This is a genomic window from Chitinophaga sancti (assembly GCF_034424315.1).
GTDB lineage: Bacteria > Bacteroidota > Bacteroidia > Chitinophagales > Chitinophagaceae > Chitinophaga > Chitinophaga sancti.
Map to the genome: position 1 here is coordinate 1,499,208 of NZ_CP139972.1, position 23,441 is coordinate 1,522,648.

A 23,441-nucleotide genomic window follows, 5' to 3' on the forward strand; every position below is an offset into this window, starting at 1 on the left:
AAAATGAAAAAATATATCATCATAACAACATTTATAGCAGCTATAGTTGGATGTAAAAGAAAAACAGCGGATCATGCACAGAAACGTGATAACGATGTTTCGACATATGCTATTTCTAACCTGGCAACAGATACTGTAAAACAAAATGGAACAATATTATCTATTCACCTCAATGGAAAAATACAGGCGGCAGAAGATAAACTGGTAAACATTTTCCCAATGATTAGCGGAATTACTGAGTCAATCAAAATCCAACAGGGGGATCACGTAGGGAAAGACCAGGTGTTAGCCACTCTTCAAAGTGCAGAGATCGCGGGGTTTAACAAAGATGCAGTAATATCCCAGGCCAATCTGAATAACACCAGGAGAGAAATGGAGATATCTGAAGATCTCTACAAATCTGGTTTATCCTCCCTGAAAGAAGTTGAACAACTTAGAGGGGAATATCAAAAAGCCATGGCAGAAAACAAGCAAAGCCTTGCTGTGCTGAAAATGAATAGAAGCGGACAAAAGCAGACTTACGAAATCCGTACACCGCTATCAGGATTTGTCATTGGGAAAAATATTTCTACAGGTACCCAGGTACGATCTGACAATACACAAAGCCTGTTTACAATAGCTGATTTATCAAAAGTCAATGTAGTTTTTAATATCTACGAATCTGACATTTCAAGTGTTCACCAGGGAGACAGCGTTAGAATTACAACATTGTCATATCCCGATAAAATATTTGAAGGAAAGATTGAAAAGATTTACAATCAGATAGACCAGGAATCAACAGTCATCAAAGCAAAGGCGGTCATCAATAATCCTGGGTTTATATTGAAACCAGGTATGTTCGCAAACGTAGAAGTGATCAGTCATCAGTCCAATATACTCCCATACATCAACGCCAACAATATAATATTTGACAAAAATCATAATTATGTGCTGGTAAAAGAATCATCTGATAAAGTACGGATTCAACAAGTAGAACTTGGAAAACGCGTGGAAGACAGGGTATATATTCTTTCCGGTCTAAAAGCAGGAGAGCGAATCATAGCTTCCAGGCAAGTTTATTTATATCAGGCATTAAAGCGTTAACCAATCATAAATCCAATCCAGTTTAACCATTAATTGAAAAACCCAGGCGTCTTCCGGCAAGCAAAGGAAGGCGCCTTTTTACATAAATAAAGGTCTGCAAGTCAAATCTACATTGAAAGGGAAATACCTCACCACCATTGTAACTAGAACTCATTTCATAAATAGGCATTTCCAGCTGATATTCAATACATAAATAGTAATTATGAGTTGAGTTCTAATTTACGATCGTTTAGAGTATGTTTAAAATTCTGATGGGCTAAAATTAGGAAAGTACGAATCGATCAATTAGTTTGGATTTACCACAAAACAAACTATGAGAACGAAGTTCACATTATTGACCGATTCGCACTGGAAAAGTATAGAAAAAATATTAACGGACAAAAGAAAGCGTAAATATAGCCTTCGAACTATCTTCAATGCTATATTATGGATTTGCAGAACAGGTAGTCAATGGCGTAATCTAAGCAGTGATTTCCCTTACTGGCAGATAGTTTACTATTATTTCAATAAATGGAAAAAAGCAGGTGTGCTGGAACAGGTGATGTTAAAAATGGTTAGAAAAGAGCGGATAGATCAGGGGCGAAATTATGCACCATCTGTCAGTGCTATCGATAGCCAAAGTATAAAGAAAACTGGATTCGTAAGTATAGAAACCGGGATCGATGGCGGTAAGCATATCAATGGTCGAAAAAGGCATCTTGCTGTTGATAGCTTAGGATTACCAATTGCGATAAGTGTCAGCGGCGCAAATATTCATGACTCAATTGGCGGTTTTGATTTGCTGTGGAAAATTGAAAAGGTTAGTCATAGAATGAAACTGATTCGTACAGATAAAGCATACCAGGGAGAGTTTAGCGATATGGTTGAGAATTATTACAAATGGAAGATGGAAATAACTCAGAAACCGCCGACAGTAAGGGGTTTTGTGCCACAGAAAGGTAGATGGCAGGTTGAACGATCATTCGCTTGGCTCAATAACTTCAGAAGATTGTCGAAGGATTATGAAAGGCTACCTGAATCATCTGTGGCTTTCATCCAGGTAGCATTCATTAGTATACTTCTAAAATAAGTAGAATTAGTTTTTAAACATACTCTTAATAGTTGCAAAACTACGTTTGAAAATAGGATTTTGCCGGTTCATATAGTTTGAAGCCAAAGGGGATAAAATTAAAATGTTACTTCGTGTCATTACAGATCGATTAAAGTACATTTACATGCGATACATTATTTCCATTTTGTTTTTATTGATAACCTTTAATACTATCGCCCAACAACGTATCAAAGGAAAAGTTACCGATGAACACGATCTGCCACTCCCAGGAACCACAATTACCCTAAAACACACCACAGATGGTAAGATCCGCAGCCATGCTATTTCCGATTCACTTGGTGCATTTGAATTCAGGAACATCCATGCAGGCAGTTATCATATCGGGGTTGCTTTTATCACTTATGGCAGCCAGACCAGGCAGATAACAATTGGTGATGGTCCGGTGGAGGTCCTTCTTTTTAAGCTATTGCCTTCAACCCAACAATTGCAGGAAGTCACCATCAAAGGCAAAAAACAGGCAATCACACTTTCAGCAGGAAATGCAACAATGAATGTTGAGCAAAGCAGCCTTGCCCAAAGTCAGTCTGCCTATGATCTCCTTAAAAGCCTTCCGGGAGTTAATGTAAATAAAGACGGCGAAGTATTGATCAAAGGTAAATCCGGGGTAACCGTAATGATCGATGGAGAACCTGTGGAAATAAGTGGCGCACAGCTAAAAAACCTGCTCAAAGGAACCCCGGGAACTACCCTGCAATCTATACAGGTCATGAACAATCCACCAGCTAATATGGATGCCGCTGGCACAGGTGGCGTAATTAATCTCGTTTTCAAAAAGAAGATAAAGAAAGGTGTCAATGGTACAATCAGCTCAAATGTAAGCAAGGGCTACTATTATAAGACCAATCAAAGTCTAAACATGACCTATGGCACCCCAAAATGGAATCTGAACCTGCTGTATTCATTCGATTTTGAACACAATCACAACCGTGATAGCATGTTTCGCAGCCAAAACCTGGACAATACTCCTGCCGGACAAACCGACAAACAATTTTCTATGAACCAGCTGCAGCTCAACCCGGAGAAATCAAACGCACATCTCGCGAAAATAGGTATAGATCATTATTTTGACGACAAAAACTCATTAAACCTAAACCTGTCTTTTAATGACATGCGCAATCCTACTGACGGCAGAACGGTCACCCGTTTTAGCACCGGCATGGTGCAGGATTCCCTGTTAAACCAACGCAATATTCTGCTCAATACCCTGCGCAATCTGGATTACGGTTTAAAATTCAAACATGCATTCAGTGACCTGAAATACCTGACTGCTGCTGCTCAATTCAATAATTTAAAATCAAACGGATCGGAAGATTATACTATTTTAAAAACCTTCAATTCAGGCACTACACCTTCAGAACTGCGCTACAGGAACTCATACCCTTCCAGGATAGACAGAAAGATCTTTAGAGTAGATTATGTACAGGAATTGACCCGGGGAGAAAAGAAATCAGGGCGATTTGAAGCTGGGCTCAAAAGCTCATTTACCAATCTTAATAATTCCCAGTTCAGCGAAAACAGGGTAGATCAATTATGGCAACCCGTTCCGGAGCGTGCCAATGACTTCCAATATAAAGAAGCTATTCATGCAGCTTATGCTGATATGAACATCGCACGTGAGCCGTGGACATTCAATGCCGGGTTTCGCCTGGAACATACCAATATTTCAGGCAAGGGTCAGGGCAATGCAAACACCGTTCACCAGAACTACCTGTCCCTATTCCCCAATGCGTTGATAGGATATAAAGTAAGCGACAATTATAATCTATCCCTCACTTATAACAGGCGGATTGAACGCCCGGATTACGATAAACTCAACCCCGCTGTTCGTTACCTGGACCTGTACACAACTCAGCAGGGAAATCCGCAACTGAAGGCACAGTTTTCTAATAATATTGAACTCAACCAGCAGTTCTTAAGTTTTATTGATCTTACACTGGGTTATAGCAGTATCAAAGATCCCATTTATTCAACTTATGTTAGCAGCCCCGGGGCAAGCTCTTCCCAGACCAATATAAACACCGGCCATCAGCAGCAATGGCAGGCCTCCTTATCATTCCCTGTTCCAGGTGTCGACTGGTGGGAAAATAACCAGAGTCTCTATTTTTTCACCTCCCAGTTCAATGACAATCTTGAGAATAAAAACCTTAAGGAACAAGCAAGCAGCTTTGGCGTATTTTCTTACAACGCATTTAAACTCCCGGCAAACTTCTCCCTGGAGCTTAGTGTATGGTATCAAAGTGGTGGACTGTATTCAAATTTTAGGTTTAAACCTATGTCAGAAGTCAACTTTGGAATCAATAAGAAAATCTTAAATGATAAAATAAACATTGGCGTATCGCTGTCTGATGCCCTTTACGGAGGGGTCTTCAAAGGTGATGTATTATCAAATAATGCACAGGTCTTTAAGATGGATTCCAGAACGGACTCCCGGCAAATTAAACTTAATGTAAGCTTCAATTTTGGTAGGAAGCCTAAGGCAGAAACACCGGCAAACGAGTCCTTAGAATCTGATCGCTTGCCATCAGGCAAAGGGCAACAAATTGAAAAACCTGCAAAACTATAATTTAGGTCGGCAGGGAATTTTGCATTCAAGAATATGGACAGGAGAAATTTCGTTTCAAGGAACAAAACCTCCGCTTGATTAGCATTATTTTCCGGTTCATAATGATAATTAAATCCTATTACCCGGATAAAGGTAAATTGTACTACACGAAAGGTGTAATATAGTTGACAATAAAACAGGACAGTTAAAACCTATGCCTATCATTTCTATGAAGGTAAAAATTTAGAGTATAGAGCTGGCTTAATACCAGCTCTATTCATTTAAATACAACGCATGTGGACCTGCTCAAATTTTCAGGAAGTGAGGAAATGATGGTGCCGGTGTTAAAGATTTGCCTTACTTTGTGCGATTAAAGAATACCTCTTTACTGTGATAAAGGACTTTGAAGCGTGATGATTGGCCTTTCCCAAAAATTAGCGGTTAAAGTATATCACATCACCCATGGATAATGGAAGTTAGCAATGATGTGTAGGTGACAGGTCCATAAGGGAAAGATATTTCTTAGATTAAAAAAACTTTTAATTGTCCTTTTTGCTTTGAAATCATACTTATTTATAATTGTTTTTTTTGCCATACAAATAGGTAATTATGCTGCCGCGAGTGATTCCCTCCTAAATCGCCTTGATGAGGCCATTGCTAACAAACAGTATTATGCTTCGCTGAAAGAAAAGAGGATTGCCTCCTACAAGAAATTGCTTTTGGGCAAGGTTTCAATGGAGGAAGAATACCTGCTGAATGAAAAACTGTACGAAGAGTACCGGAAGTTCAGAATAGATTCTTCCCTTTATTATGTGAACAGGAACCTGGAAATCTCCACCCAGCTTAACAATCCTGATTGGCAATATAAATCGAAAATACAGCAAGCCTATCTCTTCTCGTCTACAGGCCGGTACCTGGAAGCTGAAAGTATTCTGAAAAGTATCAAGAGTCCGCTACTCTCCCGGGAACTGAAAGAATTATATTACGAATTTTATTACCGGCTGCTGGAGCATTATACCACCAATAATCCCAATGAAACCTACAGCCGGCAGATCGAGGTTTACAGGGATTCCCTGCTGGCCGTTCTTGCACCTAATTCCGATAAGTACAGGATAAACCTTGCCCAGGGTTATATTTATAAGAAGGACCTCGCAGCGGCGGAAAGCTTATTGAAAAATGTGCTTTCAAGGTCCACATCGAGGGATGATGTCTATGCGATGGCCAACTACCTGCTGGGCGACATCAACATGCAGCGGGAAAAGCGTGACCTGGGGGTAGATTTTTACACCTTAGCCGCCATTGCCGACGTGGAGAACGCCATTAATGACCATGGCGCCATACAGAGCCTGTCAATTCACTTTTATTATAACGGCAACATAGACAGGGCCTACCGATATGCCAAATCAGCCCTGGAAGATGCCATATTCTGCAACGTTAAATTCAGGACGCTGATGATGTCCGAGTTTTATTCCATCATTAATGCCGCCTACCAGGAAAAAAGCGAACTCAGTCGGAAACAGCTTGAAAAGTATCTGATATTGATCAGCATCCTCACCCTGTTTCTTGGGGCCGCCATTATTTATGTTTACCGGCAGATGAAAAAAATAACCCGTGTGAAAGAAGCCCTTTCCCGCACGGGGGCAAAATTGGAATTGCTGAATATGGAGATACTTCATGCCAACGAGCAATTAAAGAATTCCAATGAAGAACTCCAGGATTCTAACCGGGTAAAAGAAGAATATATTGCCCAATTCTTCGATCTCTGTTCTTCCTATATTGATAAACTGGAAAACTACCGGAAAATGCTCAATACAAAGGCCGTAGGCAGGCAATTTGAAGAAATTGCCCGGATCCTCAAATCGACGGACTTTACCAATAGCGAACTGCACGATCTTTATCGAAACTTTGACCTGATCTTTATTCACCTTTACCCGGGATTTGTAGAAGAACTCAACTCCCTGCTGATCCCCGAAGAACGCTATACCTTCAGGGAGGGCGAAATCCTGAATACTGAACTGAGGATCTTTGCCCTGGAGCGACTGGGGATTACGGATAGTGTCAGAATTGCAGCCTTCCTACGCTGTTCAATCAGTACGATTTACAACTACCGGACAAAGGCCAGGAACCGGAGCGCCGTTTCGCGTGAAGAATTTGAAAGCAAAGTTGCAAAGATCGGCCGGCGGCCAACTGATAAAAATCCTACAAAACAGCATCCTGCTATTGCCTGAATTTCAATACCCGGATAGCAGGCAATGTGGGTGTTTTTATGCGCTTTTTCTACCGGTTCGCTTATTTCAACTCACATCAGTTCTACATTTATCAGTTAAAAACGATTAGTTAAATCATTATTTTCCAATCACTTACCTCTTAATTCCTTCTACATTTTCACCTACACCACTCCGTTTTACTCCTATATCGTTATAGTTTTATAGGCAGATACAATCAGCTCCTGATTTGGAGGGGCAAGTCTCTATTAAAAACAACGTTATTATGAAAAAACTGGTACTGGTCCTTTTGGTCATTACTTCTGCCCGCCTCTCGAATGCACAGCAGCAGAACACGACCAAAATGGACACATTCATCACTCAGCTGATGAAGAAAATGACTTTGGAAGAAAAAATTGGGCAGCTCAATCTCCCGAGCGAAGGTGACATTATTACAGGTCTTGGAACTAACGACAACATCAAGGGAAAGATTAAAAAAGGCCAGGTAGGTGGCATGTTCAATATTAAAGGAGTAGAAAAGATCCGGGAAATCCAGCGCGTGGCTGTGGAAGAAAGCCGTATGAAAATCCCTTTATTATTCGGTATGGATGTGATTCACGGTTACGAAACAGTATTCCCCATTCCTTTAGGACTTGCCTGTTCCTGGGATCTTGCCGGCATTGAGAAAACTGCGCAGATAGCGGCCAAAGAAGCCAGTGCTGATGGGATCAGCTGGACCTTTAGCCCGATGGTGGACATCGCACGTGACCCCAGGTGGGGCCGGGTATCCGAAGGCAGTGGTGAAGACCCCTTTCTGGGCGGACAAGTAGCCAAAGCAATGGTCAGGGGCTACCAGGGAAAGGATAACAGTTTTTCATCCAACACCAATATAATGGCCTGTGTGAAGCATTTTGCATTATATGGTGCCGGGGAAGCCGGAAGGGATTATAATACCGTTGACATGAGCCATATCCGCATGTACAATGAATACCTGTATCCGTATAAGGCAGCTGTTGAACAGGGCGTGGGAAGCGTAATGGCTTCTTTCAACGTCGTAGATGGCGTGCCTTCTCATGCCAATAAATGGCTGCTGACCGAGGTGCTGAGAAATCAATGGGACTTTAAGGGCTTTACAGTTGCTGACTATGGAGGCATCGGTGAATTGATCACGCACGGCTTGGGAGACCATCAAACGGTGTCTGCCCTGGCATTAAAAGCGGGCCTGGATATGGATATGGTTAGCGAAGGTTACAACAACACCTTATTAAAGTCTTTAGCCGAAGGAAAAGTTACGGAAGAAGATATTAACAACGCGTGCAGGAGAATGCTGGAAGCTAAATACAAGCTCGGATTATTTGATAATCCTTATAAATACCTCGACAAAACCCGGGCAAAAAAAGACATTTATACAAAAGAAAACCGTGATTACGCCCGTAAAATTGCATCAGAAAGCTTTGTACTGCTGAAGAACAATAACAATATTCTTCCGCTAGATAAAAAGAAAACCATTGCCGTAATAGGTCCATTGGCCAGTACCAAATCAAATATGGTAGGAACATGGAGTGTTGCTGCAAAACTGGATAAACCCCTTACCCTGATTGAGGGCTTACAGGATGTTGCAGGCAGCAATGCGAAGATCCTTTACGCAAAAGGTACTAACCTGATGAGCAGCCCCCAGATGCAAAAGGACGCGACCATGTTTGGGAGGGATATCCCCTGGGACGACCGCACTGAAGAGCAATTAACAAAAGAAGCCCTGGACATTGCAGCGCAGGCAGATGTGATCATTGCTGCCATGGGAGAAGCTTCAGAAATGAGCGGCGAATCAAGTAGCCGTACAGACATTGGCATCCCTGACATCCAGAAGCAATTGCTGAAAAAACTGGTAGCAACCGGAAAACCGGTGGTATTGGTGCTTTTTGCCGGACGACCTATGACGCTTGTATGGGAAAATGAAAATGTTCCTGCCATCCTGAATGTTTGGTTTGGCGGAAGTGAAGCAGCCCAGGCCATTGCTGACGTAGTGTATGGCGTAGTCAACCCAAGCGGAAAGCTTGTTTCTACATTTCCACGCAGCGTTGCGCAGATCCCTGTTTATTACAACCACCTGAGTACCGGACGACCTGCATCTGATCAAGGTTTTGAAAAGTTCAGGAGCAATTATATGGACGAGAAGAACGCTCCCCTTTATCCTTTCGGTTATGGCCTGAGCTATACCCAGTTCCAATATAGCAGCATTACGCTGGACAAAAAGGTGATGGATAAGAGCGGCACGATCACCGCAACGGTAACTGTAAAAAATACGGGTACACGGGATGGTGCAGAAACCGTACAGTTATATACCAGGGACCTGGTAGCAAGCGTTTCCCGACCTGTTAAAGAACTCAAAGGATTTGAAAAGATCTGGCTGAAAGCAGGAGAATCCAAAACAGTAAGCTTTACAATTAACAATGAACTCCTGAAGTTCTATAATTCAGAGCTGAAACATGACAGCGAAGCAGGCGATTTCGAGATCATGATTGGAACAAACAGTGACAATGTACAAAAAGAAACAATCACGTTAAAGTAATGAAAATGAGCAAAAAAATAAACCTCATAGGGCTTTTATTCCTCGTTATAAGTACCGTAAAAGCACAGAATATCCCGGTATACCAGGACGATTCCAAACCACTTGAACAGCGGGTGGAAGATGCATTGTCCCGCATGACCGTTGAAGAAAAAATAGCCATGCTCCATGCACAGTCAAAATTCAGCTCTACCGGGGTGCCACGTTTAGGTATTCCTGAAATCTGGACAGACGATGGACCACACGGGGTTCGTCCGGAAGTACTCTGGGATGAATGGAGCCAGGCTGGCTGGACGAACGATTCTGTAATCGCATTCCCTGCCCTTACCGCCCTTGCCGCAACCTGGAACAAGGATATGTCATCACTCTATGGTAAATCACTGGGCGAAGAAGCCCGTTACCGTAAAAAGGATGTCATTCTCGGACCCGGGGTCAATATCTACAGGACTCCACTCAACGGGCGCAATTTTGAATACTTTGGTGAAGATCCTTTCCTTGCCTCACAAATGGTCGTGCCTTACATCAAGGGTGTTCAATCAAACGGTGTTGCCACCAGCGTAAAACACTTTGCGCTTAACAACCTGGAAACCAACCGGAGTGGATACAATGTAAATGTAGATGACCGTGCACTCTATGAAATTTACCTTCCAGCCTTTAAAGCTGCTGTGACAGAAGGAGATTCATGGACGATAATGGGATCATATAATAAATATAAAGAACAGCATGCTTGTCATAATAAGTACTTGCTGGTAGACATCCTGCGTAAAGAGTGGGGCTACAAAGGAGTTGTGGTATCCGATTGGGGCGGCGCTCACGATACCAAAGAAGCTATTTACAATGGCCTTGACATTGAGTTCGGTACCTGGACAGACGGTCTTGCCAGTGGCCTGAGCAATGCCTACGATAATTACTACCTTGGAGTACCTTATCTGAAATTGATCCGCTCCGGAGAAGTGGGCACAAAGGAACTGGACGAAAAAGTAAGACATATCCTGCTCCTCGCCTTCCGCACGAACATGAACAGGAATAAACCCTGGGGCTCACTTGGTACCAAAGAACATGCGGATGCAGGACGCAAAATCGGCGAAGAAGGCATCGTGCTTTTGAAGAACAATAATAACCTCTTACCAATAGACCTCACCAAAACAAAGAAAATTGCTGTAATAGGTGAGAATGCAATTAAAATGATGACAGTGGGAGGCGGTAGCTCTTCCCTGAAAGCGAAATACGAAGTATTGCCTTTGGACGGGATTAAGAAACGCGCAGGAAAAGATGCAGAAATCGTTTATGCAAGAGGTTATGTTGGTGATTCAACCGGCGAATACAATGGTGTGGTATCCGGACAGAACCTGAAAGACCGCAGATCTCCTGAAGAGCTTAGCAGCGAAGCCATCAAAATCGCAAAGGATGCCGACCTGGTTATATTTATAGGAGGACTTAACAAAAGTGATTTCCAGGATTGCGAAGGGAACGACCGTAAAGAGTATGGTCTGCCTTACAAACAGGATGAACTGATACAACAATTGGCAAAAGCCAACAAGAACCTGGTGTATATTAATATTTCAGGCAATGCGGTTGCCATGCCATGGATCAATGAGGTGCCGGCAATATTGCAGGGATGGTATTTGGGAACAGAATCCGGCAATGCACTGGCTGCAGTTTTGTTTGGAGACGTGAACCCTTCCGGTAAACTGCCGTTTACATTCCCGGTTAAGCTTACAGACAATGGCGCCCATGCGCTGAGCGAATATAAAGGCGGTGATGAGATCAATTACAATGAAGGCATCTTTGTAGGATACCGCTATGCGGACAAGCAAAAGATAAAGCCTTTATTCTCTTTTGGATACGGGTTAAGTTATACTACCTTCCAATATGGAAAGCTGACAGCCGACAAGAAGCAGCTTACACCAGCGGAAACCATCACTTTTTCAATACCGGTAAAGAATATTGGGAAAAAGGATGGGGCAGAAATTGTTCAGCTGTACATCAGTGATGAAAAATCATCCCTGCCAAGACCTGTAAAGGAACTGAAAGGGTTTGAAAAGGTATATCTTAAAGCGGGAGAAGAAAAAGTAGTGACTATTACAATTGATCGGTCCGCGCTGAGTTTCTTTGATGATAAGAAGCATGAATGGGTGGCAGAGCCAGGTGCTTTTAAAGCATTGGTAGGAGCATCATCAACTGATATTAAAAGTGTAGTGGAGTTTAGCTTACAATAGGCTAATGCACTACCTGAAAAAAATGAGATCGCAGCAATGTGATCTCATTTTTTTTACGCCACTTTAAACAATAAAATCCCCCAATCACCCACCCTGTCTACTATTACAAGTAATATTCCCCCTCAAAAAATGCCGTAAATTGCTCTCCATAAAGGGAAACCAATCTATTAATTCCATGCTGCACCACTCTACCTGTCAGCCTGGAAAATGTAGCATTTCTTCAAAAAAATAACCCAAAAATGAAAACTACAATCTCTCTGATTGTTTGTGGGGTGGCCTTTGTCCTGTACTGTTGTTCTTGCCAAAAGAATACTGACAGCAACCCTCCCTCAACGAACCCCAGCTCACAAAAAGTAATGGTAAGCCTCCGGCCCGGAGGTGAATTTAGTGTCGATCAGTCTGCAGGAGAGATCGATCCCTCTGCAGGAAAGATCGCTTCAACTCCCAAAATGTTAAACGGCGGTATGATTGCCAAAACACTACGGGATAGCACCTACTATTCTGTAGAAATATGGAATGGTACTACTAAGTATGCCCTCGGTATCTTCGACAACCCCGACTCCATTCATTTCCTGCTCGATCCTGCCTATACCTACAGGGTTAGGCTGATCGTATTGCAAAAAGGAACCGGGCATGGATTTTACCATGATTTTTATGAATGGGGAGATACCTATGGCAATCCACAGGATAACGGCAAACCCCTGTTCTACTATCCCATTGGTGGCATCCTGCAAAACCATATGGATTACGCGCCCAATATTCCAAACTTTGCTTATGGATTTGGGGAAAATGGTACCGATTATCAAACCTTTACCAGCGATAGCACCGGCCAGATCATCACCCAGCCCTTAGGCGAGGCCACTACCTATGGCGGAGAAGTAAAAGCTTACACCGTCGACCCCTCCCACCCCAGTATCACCATTCCTATGCGCCGGCTGGTATTTGGTATTAAATACACCTGCCCCCAGCTCACACAGGGAAGGTTGGTCGTCACATTCGGTTATCCCAATTATTTACCCGGGAAAGTATTGTATCCAAACACGATCGACCATGCACTGGGCATTTATTCTGCCGTGGAATTCCTGGGAGCAGATACCTTAGCGAGGGGTAGCGGCACCATTGGCACCTACGATATCATTGCGGGTATCAAATGGGAATTGCCTGATGGCCGGACTTACGATATCGGAAGTAGCGCGACCACACTCCCTACGCCTGGCAGGAACCAGCTCCTCAACGTGCATATTACACTGCCCGTACTGGACAGCAGTGCCACATCAGGCAATAGTTCGCTAAGCCTGAAATATTCAACTACATCCTGGTCAACTAATACTCCCATCAGATTCTAAGCAATGTTCTTTATGAAAAATTACCTGATCATACTGGTAGCCTTTTTTGTATCCTGTAAAAGAGATGCTACCACAACGCCCACTCCCCCCACTAATGCTGAAAAAGTGACCATACACTTACAGCTACATGGAGACATCTCTACCAGCATTGGTGATCTTCGTAAATCATGGATCGCCGCCAGATCAGCCTATGATAGCACTATTTACGGTGTGAATATCAGAACAGGCCATGGCACGTTATACGCACAGGGATTATTTGACAACACTGACAGCATCAGTATCGAGCTGCTGAAAGACAGTTCCTATATCGTCAATGTAGCAGCCATCAAAAGAGGTAGCGGCCTGGGATTGTGGTGGCAACTGGCTACAAATGGGTATAAGGAATATGCATATCCTATACATCGCAGACTCCAGGATCGTATGTTATATGCTACGAACGAAACGATGGAAACAGGGTTCATCGACTCCCTGAACAATATGAGTATCGTCACAGATACCCTGGCTAACACCTTTGCTAAATATCCATTATCAGAAGCCGATACTTATTTCGGCAGCACCAATTACACTGCCCGTGATGCAAACAATACGACCATCAGTTTACAATTAAAAAGACTGGCTTTTGCAATCCGCTACGATGTTCACAACCTCACCAGCGGATATTTACAAGCCACCTATGCCGGGCAAATAAGGCCCGATACATTGCGAACCAACGATACGCTTCCCATCCGGATCTACACCGCTGATCTTTTCAGAACACAGGATTCTATTCCGGGAGCACAGCTACAGGTCACACTTACCTGGATAAAAGGGAATGGGAATGCAGTTGTTTTAGGCACGAAACCTGTCCGGCCCAAACGCAGTTCGCTGACGGCAATCTCTGTTTATTTGAATACAGATTCGTTGAATGTAAGCCCTAACTTTCAGTTGACAGATACTACCTGGACTGGAACAACAGATTTTGATTTTTAAAGACTACCAGGGGCTATCACCAACAAGTAGATGATGATAGCCCCTGGCTAAAGGCTAGAACTCATTTCATAAATAGGTATTCCCAACTGATAATCAATACATAAATAGTAATTATGAAATGAGTTCTATTTGATTGAATATTACACTAATCCTTTTTGAGGTAAATAATCTACATGATCAGCAGCATCATTTAAAAGCAGGTAATTATTTCCTGCAAAAATAAAGATCAACACTTTAAACAAGTTCCCCCCAGGCAATACCCCGGGAAAACCTATCAAAGCATTGATCATGTAAATTCAAAACTCCAATACAAACCTAAAAAGCTGTATAATAAAGCGCTTCAATCTCCGCTACAGAAGTATCCCTGGGATTCCCCCCTGTACACACATCCGCAAATGCCGCTTTCGCCAACATTGCTATATCCTCTTTTTTCACCCCGATCTCATTCAACCTTTGCGGAATATTAATACTTACTGACAAAGACTTTACTGCTTTAATAGCAGCATCAATACACTCCTGTTCATTTAACAATTCCGTGTTTACCCCCATTGCCTTTGCAATTCCCCTATATTTAGGAGCCGCTGCAGATACCGCATTATATTCCATTACAAATGGCAATAACAGGGAACAAGCCACGCCATGCGGTGTATCATAAACAGCACTCAACGGATGCGCCATTGAATGTGCTATGCCCAACCCCACATTACTGAATCCCATACCCGCAATATATTGTGCAAGCGCCATCCCTTCCCGGTCAGCTTTGCTCGCGGGATGATTGACCGCTTTTTCAAGATGCGCATGAATCAATTCTATCGCCTTAATGGAAAACATATTAGACATCTCCCAGGCTCCCTTCGTAATATAAGATTCAATCGCATGGGTGAGCGCATCCAGACCTGTAGCTGCTGTAAGACTTTTCGGCATAGTATACATCAACTCGGGATCTACGAATGCAATCTCAGGCACATCGTTAGGATCCACACAAACCATCTTGCGTTTTTCCGCCGCATCTGTTATTACATAGTTAATGGTTACCTCCGCCGCAGTACCGGCAGTTGTGGGCAGGGCCATGATAAGTACTGACCGGTTCTTCGTATCTGCCACTCCTTCCAAAGACTTCACATCATAAAATGATGGGTTCTTTGCAATAATACCCACACCTTTGGCTGTGTCTATCACTGAGCCGCCGCCAAGGGCAATGATGAAGTCTGCCCCTGAACTGTTAAATTTATCAACCCCAGCCTGCACGTTCTCAATTGTAGGATTAGCCTTAATATCATCAAAGACTTGATAAGGCATTCCAGCGCCCTCAAGAATTTTCTCTACCTCTTTGGCTACGCCAAATTTTACCAGGTCCTTATCCGTCATGAAGAAAGCTTTACTTAAGCCCCTGCGTTTGATTTCAGTGAGCATTTCATAACGGGCACCAGCTCCGTGATAGGAAGTTTCGTTTAAAACAATACGGTTTGCCATATTAGTAATATTTTAAAAAGTTTATTTAGGCAGGTTGAACTGATCTCTCAGCGCATCCATATCAGCCATTGTAGTACCTTCCGGTTCAAATCCCATAGCCTTTGCCGTCAGATAGATCTGGGCAGATTTAGACAGGGTGTCTACCATATCAAAAGCCTCCATGATATTTTCTCCTACCGCACATACACCATGTTTTTCCCACATCACCACATCATATTCCTCCAGCTCTTTTACGGTTGCTGCAGCCAGCTTAAATGAGCTCGGCATCGCATAGGGAATGATACCCACTCCACGCGGACAAAATGCCCTCGTTTCCGGGATCATACTCCATAACAGGTAAGTAAGTACGTCTTTTTCCAGGAAGGCCGGGTTATGCGTCATTGCCACCAGATCAATAGGATGCGTATGCAATACCGCCCTGTAATTGGAACCCTTACCTACCAGGTAATTGTGCATTGATAAGTGTGAAGGCAATTCTGAGGTAGGGCTAACAGGTTGATCAGCAATAATGACATATGAACGTCCATCCTCACTAATACGTATAACTGATCCATTCTCCATGGGCCACCTGGCCAGGTCACGCATCCGTTTGTTCGTACCCTTACAAAAGAAATATCCTCCCTTCAGGTGCTCCATCACCCTGCCTATCTGAACAGGTTCACTGATTGCAGGCATTTCCCTCATTTCAGCTGTCACCAGCTCTGTTATATTGATTGTAATGTTGCCGCCATTGCGCTCCGCCCATCCTTTCTGCCAGAGGTACCCTGCTACTTCAGCTACATCTCCGATTTGTTTTGCAATTACAGGGGAACATGCTAATATAGATTTCATCGTTTTTATTTTAATAGTAATTCAATATTAAGGCTGTGCCATCCCCACCACTATTACGGAAAGGATGAGGATCGTCAGGCCGGAAACCAATACCGCTATTGTCTTTCTGTTCACGCCTTTCCATTCTTTTAATATGCCACCCCAAACATTACTGAACAATACATTCAGCGACATCAGGATACTCCAGGAAAATGCAAGTAAAACAGGACTATCGGTCAAAAAGCTTTTACCCATTTCAAGTCCGAAGAACTGGGAATACCAGAGCCCTCCGGCCAATGCACAGAACAGCACATTCCGAAGCAGGTCCTGTTTGCTCAATGCCTCCCGCTCTTTAGGCGCTTTGTTTTTAATATTCTGCCAGCTACAATACGCCACGTTTGTAACAGCGCCACCCAGGGTGACCAGGAAGATCACAGGAAGCCCTGCATACAAACCATTCACACCACCAGCCAGGGCGGCCTCTTTTATAGGCGTACCAGCTTCCAGGCCCAGGGTAAAACAGGCACTCATAGCTCCCGCTAAAAAGGCAACAAGTAATCCCTTGCTTAAGGCAAAGTCTTTGATAGCCGCTCTCTTTTCTTCTTCAGTCATATTAGCAGAACGAAGACTACCTGCATATCCGATAATGGCAATCCCGGCAACGGTAATAGAGATCCCGATCAGCAACAGCAATCCTTCTCCCTGCAGGAAATTGGTATGCCCCATCATCGCAGGCAACAGGGTGCCAAATGCGGCACAGGTACCCAATGCAATACTCTGGCCCAGGGCTACTCCCAGGAAACGCATGCTCAAACCAAAGGTAAGACCCCCAATTCCCCAGAGTGCTCCAAAACCCATTGCCTTCAATGCACCTCCCGCGGCCCATAATTCCATGAGGCTACTTCCGCTGGGAATCGCTATGATACTGCCCAATAGCGGAAAAACAATCCACGCAAAAATCCCCTGTACCAACCAGAATGATTCCCAGGACCAGCCCTTTACTTTCCTGATGGGCAGGTAAGAACTGGATTGACTAAAACTACCCAGCGCCATGATCAATAATCCAAATAAACTGTTCATATAAATGGATTATCTTTTTGATGTAACGTCACGTTCATACTTTTGAACTGCAGGGATAAAGTCCGCTCCCACTTCCACTTCATTTTTCAAACAGAAATAATCCCATACAGCCGCCCATGGCAAACTTTTCGCTTCTTCCAGCAATGCCAGTCTCTCAAAGTACTGACCATTATCTTCATACCTGCGCAGGGCAGCCAGTGGCTCCAGGAAGGCCTGTAAGAATGCTTTTTGTGTCGCCCTTACACCTACCACATAAGCACCAATACGATTGATGGATGCATCAAAAAAGTCAAGCCCTACATGCACCCTGTTTAATGCATCGGCTCTTACAATTTCTCTTGCCAGCTCGATCGTATCTTCGTTTAGGGTAACTACATGATCAGAATCCCACCTCACAGGGCGGCTTACATGCAACATAATCTCAGGTGTAAAGAGCAACAGGGATGAGATCTTGTCCGCAACACTTTCGGTAAGATGAAAGTGGCCGGTGTCCAGCGTAACGATCTTTTGCCTTTTTGCACCATAGCCCAGGTAAAAATCATGAGAACCTACTGTATAACTCTCCAGGGCGATCCCGAACAATTTGGATTCAATGCAATCCTTCATGTGCTTATATTCAGCAGCGAATATCTCATCCAGGGATTTTTCCAGGATCTGGCGGTATTTATAACGATTCACCGTCAGGTCTTTGGAACCATCATGAATCCAGAGGTTCATAATACAGGGATCATCCTGATATTTACCAATGGCATCAGAGATTGCGCGGCAACGTTTCGTATGTTCGATCCAAAAATCACGGATAGACTTATCAGGATTCGCCAGTGTAAGATCACCACTTTTGGGATGACCGAAAGAGCTGGAATTAAAGTCGATCTTCAGGCCTTTCTCTTTTGCCCATTCCATCCACCCGGTGAAGTGTTCAGGCAGGATCTGATCCCTGTCAACCGTTTTCCCGCCAAAGTCACCGTAAATAGCATGCAGGTTAAATCTATGCTTGCCTGCGATATGCGTAATCACTTCTTCGATATCAGCTTTCACTTCCTGCATGTTTCGTGCACGGCCCGGATAGTTACCCGTTGCCTGAATACCACTGCCACCCTGGTTACCCAGGGTTTCAAAACCTACCACATCATCTGTCTGCCAGCAGTGCAGGGAGATGGATAATTGCTGTAAATGATTCAATGCCGCATTCACATCCACACCAAGCGCAGCATAACGTTCCTTAGCAATTTCAAATGCCTGGAGCACCATATTTTCTTTACTCATATTAGTTGTATTTAATAATTTCACGGAATCGGTTATAGGCAGCATTCCACTGTGCTGTATCCTTTGGCAGGTAGGTATCCTGCTTAATAGAATTACGAACTACCCGGCGTATTTCGGCCAGCGAATTCACGTAGCCAATACCTTTAGCCTGCATCATGATATTTCCTATTGCAGTAGCCTCTGTTGGCCCTGAAACGACCGGCATCCCAATTGCATTTGCCGTCATCTGGTTCAGCATGGTATTTTTTGATCCACCGCCAATCACATGCAGGCGTTGAATAGGAAATGGCGCCAGTGACTGCAGACTTTCCAGTACTTTTCGATACTTCAACGCAAGACTATCAAAAATGCAACGGATAAAATCTGCCTGCGTAACAGGTGATCCCTGCCCCGTATTTTCACAATACTCCCGGATGACGCGCAGCATACTATCAGGATTTGCAAAAGACAGGTGATCCGGATCTATCAGAAAGCGAAAGCTGTCAGCGGTTTCATTCAGCCGGTCAATTTCACTATAGGAAAGTTTATCGCCTGCCGCTTCCCATTCCTTCCGGCATTGTTCAATCAGCCACATACCGGTAATGTTCTTAAGGAAGCGGGTAGTACCATTTACCCCACCTTCATTGGTAAAATTGAGGGTATAAGATGCTTCATTGATAATAGGCTCATTTACCTCGATGCCCATCAGCGACCATGTACCGGAACTGAGATAGGCGAAATTCTCATCGGTAGTGGGCACTGCTACAACAGCAGAACCAGTATCATGGCCTGCTACCGCAATAACAGGGATCCTGGCAATACCACATTCCTTCTGAACGGACTCACTCACATAAGCAACTATTTCACCGGGCATAACAATGGGCTGCATCAGGGAGGTGCTTAAAGGAATGGCATCAAATAATTTCCCTTCAAAATTCTTCGTCCGCGGGTTCATTAATTGTGAAGTTGACGCGATTGTATATTCACACACCTTGCGACCGGTCAGCAAATAAGACAATGCATCCGGCATAAAGAGAATATCCGCCGCGGCTTCAAGCGCAGAGGATTGCTCTTTCCGGGCAGCATACAACTGGTACAAAGAATTGAAGTTCATTACCTGGATCCCCGTCGCATCGTACACTTCCTTTTTTGCAACAGTTTTGAAATATTCTTCGGGAATACCATTGGTGTAAGGATCCCGGTAGGCCCGTGGCTGGCTCAGGAGCATCCCATCTTTCCCCAGGTAGACAAAATCTACGCCCCAGGTATCAACCCCAATCGCATCAATCTTAATACCTGCTGCAGCTGCTGCTTTAAGGCCATTTTTCAGCTCCTCAAACAGGTAATAGATATCCCAGTAATATTTATTATCGATCCGGACTATATTATTAGGGAACCGGGTCAGTTCCTGCAGCGTTATGGTATCATTATCTATCCGGGCAATGCATGATCTGCCTGAAGTAGCTCCGACATCAAAAGCGAATAAGTGACAAGCGGCCATAATCCTTAGATTTTTACTATCCACAAACTTATGCCAGCCAGCGCCTATGGTGATTGATGGTTTTGGCGGAAATACTTTACAAAATGGCAACAGACCCATACAATATGATGATTTAAATCATAGGTCGAAATCCGGCCGTTAATTAAATTCACTACCAGAATTGAAAAGACATCCCACGTTAAGCATGCCAACATGAGATCCTATACACCATCCACGCATTTTCAATATTTGATCGCAGATGACTCAGATCATTTGTGGGGGAATGTTATCACCACCGTTGGGCATCAGCACATAGCTGCTCAGGAGGCTTATCCACCTGCCAATCATCCTGCGCGGTATTTGCTATCACCACATAAGGGGCGCTCCATAGAAGAATATCAACTGGTATATATTGTAAAAGGATCCGGCAGTTTCCAGTCAGGTAGTCTTAAAGAAATGGCGGTGAAAGAAGGGAATATCTTATTGCTGTTTCCCGGGGAATGGCATAACTATTATCCTAACAAAGAAACAGGTTGGGAGGAATACTGGATCGGGTTTTACGGCACCAATATGCAAAGCCGGGTACGTTGCGGTTTCTTTGATCGCCAGCAGCCGGTGTATGATATAGGGATCCAGGATGAAATAATACAGTTGTACCGGAAAGCCATCGAAACAGCGCAGAACGAGGTGGCCGGATGCCAGCAGCAGTTATCCGGCGTAGTCAGCAATTTGTTGGGGCACCTCTATTCACTCTATAAGAGCGCCAGTTTTGAGCAAACCGATCTAACGAAAAAGATCAACCAGGCGAAAACGATCCTGTCCGCAAATTATAACGTAGATATTCCTCTAAAGACCGTGGCGAACCAGATACAAATGAGTTATTCATGGTTCAGGCATGCTTTCAAAGAGTGCACAGGCTTCTCTCCGAATCAATATATCCTGGATCTGAGAATTCAAAAGAGCAAAGGGATGCTCACCAATTCTATTTTATCAATTAAGGAGATCGCCTACGAAGTAGGATTTAATAACTCCGAATATTACACAACCCTGTTCCGCCGAAAAACAGCCATGACTCCGGGAGAGTACAGGCGGTTTACACAGGGAAAAATGGACCAGGACAAAAAGAAACTTACCCTTTAAGCAAAAAATCCTTGCCGGCTTTATAGCATTCACCTTAGTTGTCTTCGGTGAAGCTTTTGTTCATTTATTACATTATAAGTTCACCATAAGTATACGATAAGTACACTTGTATATCCATTCGATATACAAGTGTACTTATCGTGAATAATAAGTGGCGTGTTAATACTCATATCTACTAAAAGACGCACTGAATATCCAACATTCTAACTACCTTAATATTGTACCCCAAAAAAACTAATCTATGGCTCTTCTTAGAGACAGTCTGCTATTTAACTACGTCAGCGGTTCGCTTGGCGATGAAATCACAATTTACAGGCGGAATAACCAGGTGATTGTGGCAAAAAAACGCCGCAAATCGACCAAAAAGCCGACAAAAAAACAGCTTGCACAAAGGAAAATGATGCAATTGGCGGCTGCCAAAGCCAGGCAACTCATCAAAGACCCCGAATTAAAGGCGTATTACCAGTCCAAAGCAGGCCCTGGGCAGAATGCATTTAATATGGCCTTGCAGGATGCTTATCATTCTCCGGAAATTCAGCATATTAAACTGGAAGAAGCTACCGTTGTAGTAACGGCGAAAGATAAATTCAGGGTGGCTGAGGTGGAAGTACGGGTGTTGGATTCGGCTGGTGTGATCCTGGAAAAAGGGAACGCGGTTTTAGGTAGGAATGGTATTGATTGGTATTACAAAATTGCAAATTTGGCGGAAGCGGAAAGGATTGTGGCGGTGGCAGTTGATATACCGGGTAATGAGACAGTAGCGGATTTATTGTTAGCCGGGTAATTGGATCAGCCCCTGCTTCAATGTAGAATCATCTCTCATAAACGCCAGCAGGTATAAAAATACCTGAGCCGGCGTGTAATCAACTTGTATATCTGATTCAATTGATCAAATTTGATGGAACCAGGGAAAATGAACAATGACATTCATCATAGGGGCAATGACGAATATTAACTATTTACAAAACTGTGTAAGCTTATCCTTATCACGAATATAAATGGTGCCCCTTCTTATTTCAATCAGCTGTTCATCCCGAAATTCAGCCAGTGTGCGGGCCAGTGATTCTTTTGCCACACCTGCAAGGGCGGCAAGATTGCCCCGGCTGAAATTTATTCCCACATCCGTATAATCTACAATATTGTACTTCTTATAAACCATCAGCAGGGCTGCAGCAGCTTTTTTACGCAGGGAATCATAAGCCGTTTTCAACAACTGTGCTTCCTTTTCTTCTATGTTTTCTGCCAGCAGGCGGATCACCTGTTGCCTCATGACTGCGTCATTGGCTAACACATTCTCAAAATCGTTATGTGGTATCATGGCCAGTTCCACCTCCCCGATGGCTTCTGCCGTATCTACATACCGTATCTGCTCCAGCAGGGCTGCGTATCCCAGGAAATCACCTTCACATGCCAGCTCTGTTATCAATTCCTTTCCATCCTCATCCAGGATAAAAGTTTTGACCTTCCCCTTTACAATAAAGTACAGGCAGGACGGATAATTTCCTTCCTGGTAAATAACCTGCCTTTTCCTGAATCGCCTTACATTGCGGTCCATTACCAGGGTTTTCAGCGGGTTATAGTCTGCTGACTCAGGGATACATAATTCCGATACCATTTGCATTTCATGCAGCTGCACCAGCCTGTTGTTTTCCAGCTTCTTTAACTGGCATTCTATAGAATTGAGCAGGTCAGAAGGATCGAAAGGCTTGGTAATATAATCATCTGCCCCGAGGTTCATTCCCATCCTTACATCTGAACGTTCTGTACGAGCAGTCAGAAAAATAAAAGGAATCTTACAGCATGCCTCATTGCTGTTTAAAATCTGCAAGACAACATAACCGTCCAGGATCGGTAATGACAAATCACATATGATCACATCAGGATGCCTGGTCTCAGCCATATGGATCCCCTGCTTGCCGTTCCCTGCAAAAATCACATCGTATCCGGCCAGCTGCAGGATTTCCACCAGGCTGTCTCTAACCGTTGGGTTGTCCTCAATTACTAGTATTGTAGGCATAAATGAGCTGTATTATAGAAATGAATCATGGGTGTATTAACATTAATTAAATGAAATGCAGAAAGCTTTATCAGTTCTTTTTTTCGAAGAATAAATCAAACATAGCCCCATTCCTGAACGGCGGCCTATACCCTCTAAGTATTATGTTATAATGAC

The 23,441-nt window shown here is 43.5% G+C and carries 16 protein-coding genes; 10 read left to right on the top strand and 6 right to left on the bottom strand.

Annotation, left to right across the window (positions count from 1 at the left end; genetic code table 11):
- Positions 1-3: 3 nt before the first annotated feature.
- The 8 genes from U0033_RS05525 to U0033_RS05560 all read left to right on the top strand — a co-directional run bounded on the left by U0033_RS05525 (position 4) and on the right by U0033_RS05560 (position 14,040).
- Positions 4-1,083: an efflux RND transporter periplasmic adaptor subunit gene (locus U0033_RS05525; RefSeq protein WP_072366597.1), complete on the top strand. Its 1,080-nt coding sequence runs from the start codon at positions 4-6 to the stop codon at positions 1,081-1,083.
- Between the two features lie 313 nt (positions 1,084-1,396).
- Complete coding sequence (locus U0033_RS05530; RefSeq protein WP_322518492.1) at positions 1,397-2,152, top strand: IS5 family transposase; 756 nt, start codon at positions 1,397-1,399, stop codon at positions 2,150-2,152.
- Between the two features lie 145 nt (positions 2,153-2,297).
- Positions 2,298-4,757, top strand: a complete 2,460-nt coding sequence (locus tag U0033_RS05535; protein ID WP_072364910.1) for an outer membrane beta-barrel protein — start codon at positions 2,298-2,300, stop codon at positions 4,755-4,757.
- 536 nt (positions 4,758-5,293) lie between these two features.
- Positions 5,294-6,964, top strand: coding sequence for a DUF6377 domain-containing protein (locus U0033_RS05540; protein ID WP_083571833.1), 1,671 nt, complete (start codon positions 5,294-5,296; stop codon positions 6,962-6,964).
- A 262-nt stretch (positions 6,965-7,226) separates the two neighbouring features.
- Complete coding sequence (bglX, locus tag U0033_RS05545) at positions 7,227-9,509, top strand: beta-glucosidase BglX (RefSeq protein ID WP_072364914.1); 2,283 nt, start codon at positions 7,227-7,229, stop codon at positions 9,507-9,509.
- Between the two features lie 5 nt (positions 9,510-9,514).
- A complete protein-coding gene (locus tag U0033_RS05550; RefSeq protein WP_072365051.1) occupies positions 9,515-11,725 on the top strand; it encodes a glycoside hydrolase family 3 C-terminal domain-containing protein in 2,211 nt (736 codons plus the stop codon).
- 239 nt (positions 11,726-11,964) lie between these two features.
- Positions 11,965-13,071, top strand: coding sequence for a hypothetical protein (locus U0033_RS05555; protein ID WP_072364916.1), 1,107 nt, complete (start codon positions 11,965-11,967; stop codon positions 13,069-13,071).
- A 12-nt stretch (positions 13,072-13,083) separates the two neighbouring features.
- The gene (locus tag U0033_RS05560) at positions 13,084-14,040 is read left to right on the top strand and encodes a hypothetical protein (protein WP_143150919.1); all 957 of its coding nucleotides are present in this window, start codon (positions 13,084-13,086) and stop codon (positions 14,038-14,040) included.
- Between the two features lie 315 nt (positions 14,041-14,355).
- Here the strand turns inward: U0033_RS05560 and fucO are convergent, their stop codons facing one another.
- The 5 genes from fucO to U0033_RS05585 are packed head-to-tail and all read right to left on the bottom strand — an operon-like array spanning position 14,356 to position 20,149.
- On the bottom strand, positions 14,356-15,513 hold the full coding sequence (fucO, locus tag U0033_RS05565) for a lactaldehyde reductase (protein ID WP_072364920.1): 1,158 nt from the start codon (positions 15,511-15,513) through the stop codon (positions 14,356-14,358).
- 21 nt (positions 15,514-15,534) lie between these two features.
- Entirely contained in the window at positions 15,535-16,344 is an 810-nt protein-coding gene (rhaD, locus tag U0033_RS05570) for a rhamnulose-1-phosphate aldolase (RefSeq protein ID WP_072364922.1), read from the bottom strand.
- A gap of 27 nt (positions 16,345-16,371) precedes the next feature.
- Positions 16,372-17,403 carry an L-rhamnose/proton symporter RhaT gene (gene rhaT, locus U0033_RS05575; RefSeq protein WP_072364923.1) on the bottom strand — a complete coding sequence of 344 codons (1,032 nt, stop codon included), beginning with the start codon at positions 17,401-17,403 and terminating at the stop codon, positions 16,372-16,374.
- A gap of 9 nt (positions 17,404-17,412) precedes the next feature.
- On the bottom strand, positions 17,413-18,669 hold the full coding sequence (locus U0033_RS05580; RefSeq protein WP_072364925.1) for an L-rhamnose isomerase: 1,257 nt from the start codon (positions 18,667-18,669) through the stop codon (positions 17,413-17,415).
- Between the two features lies 1 nt (position 18,670).
- Complete coding sequence (locus U0033_RS05585) at positions 18,671-20,149, bottom strand: rhamnulokinase (protein WP_072365053.1); 1,479 nt, start codon at positions 20,147-20,149, stop codon at positions 18,671-18,673.
- Positions 20,150-20,341: 192 nt separating this feature from the next.
- Here U0033_RS05585 and U0033_RS05590 point away from each other — a divergent pair, with 192 nt between their 5' ends.
- Both U0033_RS05590 and U0033_RS05595 read left to right on the top strand, forming a co-directional pair.
- The gene (locus U0033_RS05590) at positions 20,342-21,268 is read left to right on the top strand and encodes an AraC family transcriptional regulator (RefSeq protein WP_072364926.1); all 927 of its coding nucleotides are present in this window, start codon (positions 20,342-20,344) and stop codon (positions 21,266-21,268) included.
- 241 nt (positions 21,269-21,509) lie between these two features.
- Positions 21,510-22,052, top strand: coding sequence for a hypothetical protein (locus tag U0033_RS05595; RefSeq protein WP_072364928.1), 543 nt, complete (start codon positions 21,510-21,512; stop codon positions 22,050-22,052).
- Between the two features lie 171 nt (positions 22,053-22,223).
- On the opposite strand, the gene U0033_RS05600 is transcribed toward U0033_RS05595, so the two are convergent.
- Complete coding sequence (locus tag U0033_RS05600; RefSeq protein WP_072364930.1) at positions 22,224-23,285, bottom strand: response regulator; 1,062 nt, start codon at positions 23,283-23,285, stop codon at positions 22,224-22,226.
- Positions 23,286-23,441: the final 156 nt, after the last annotated feature.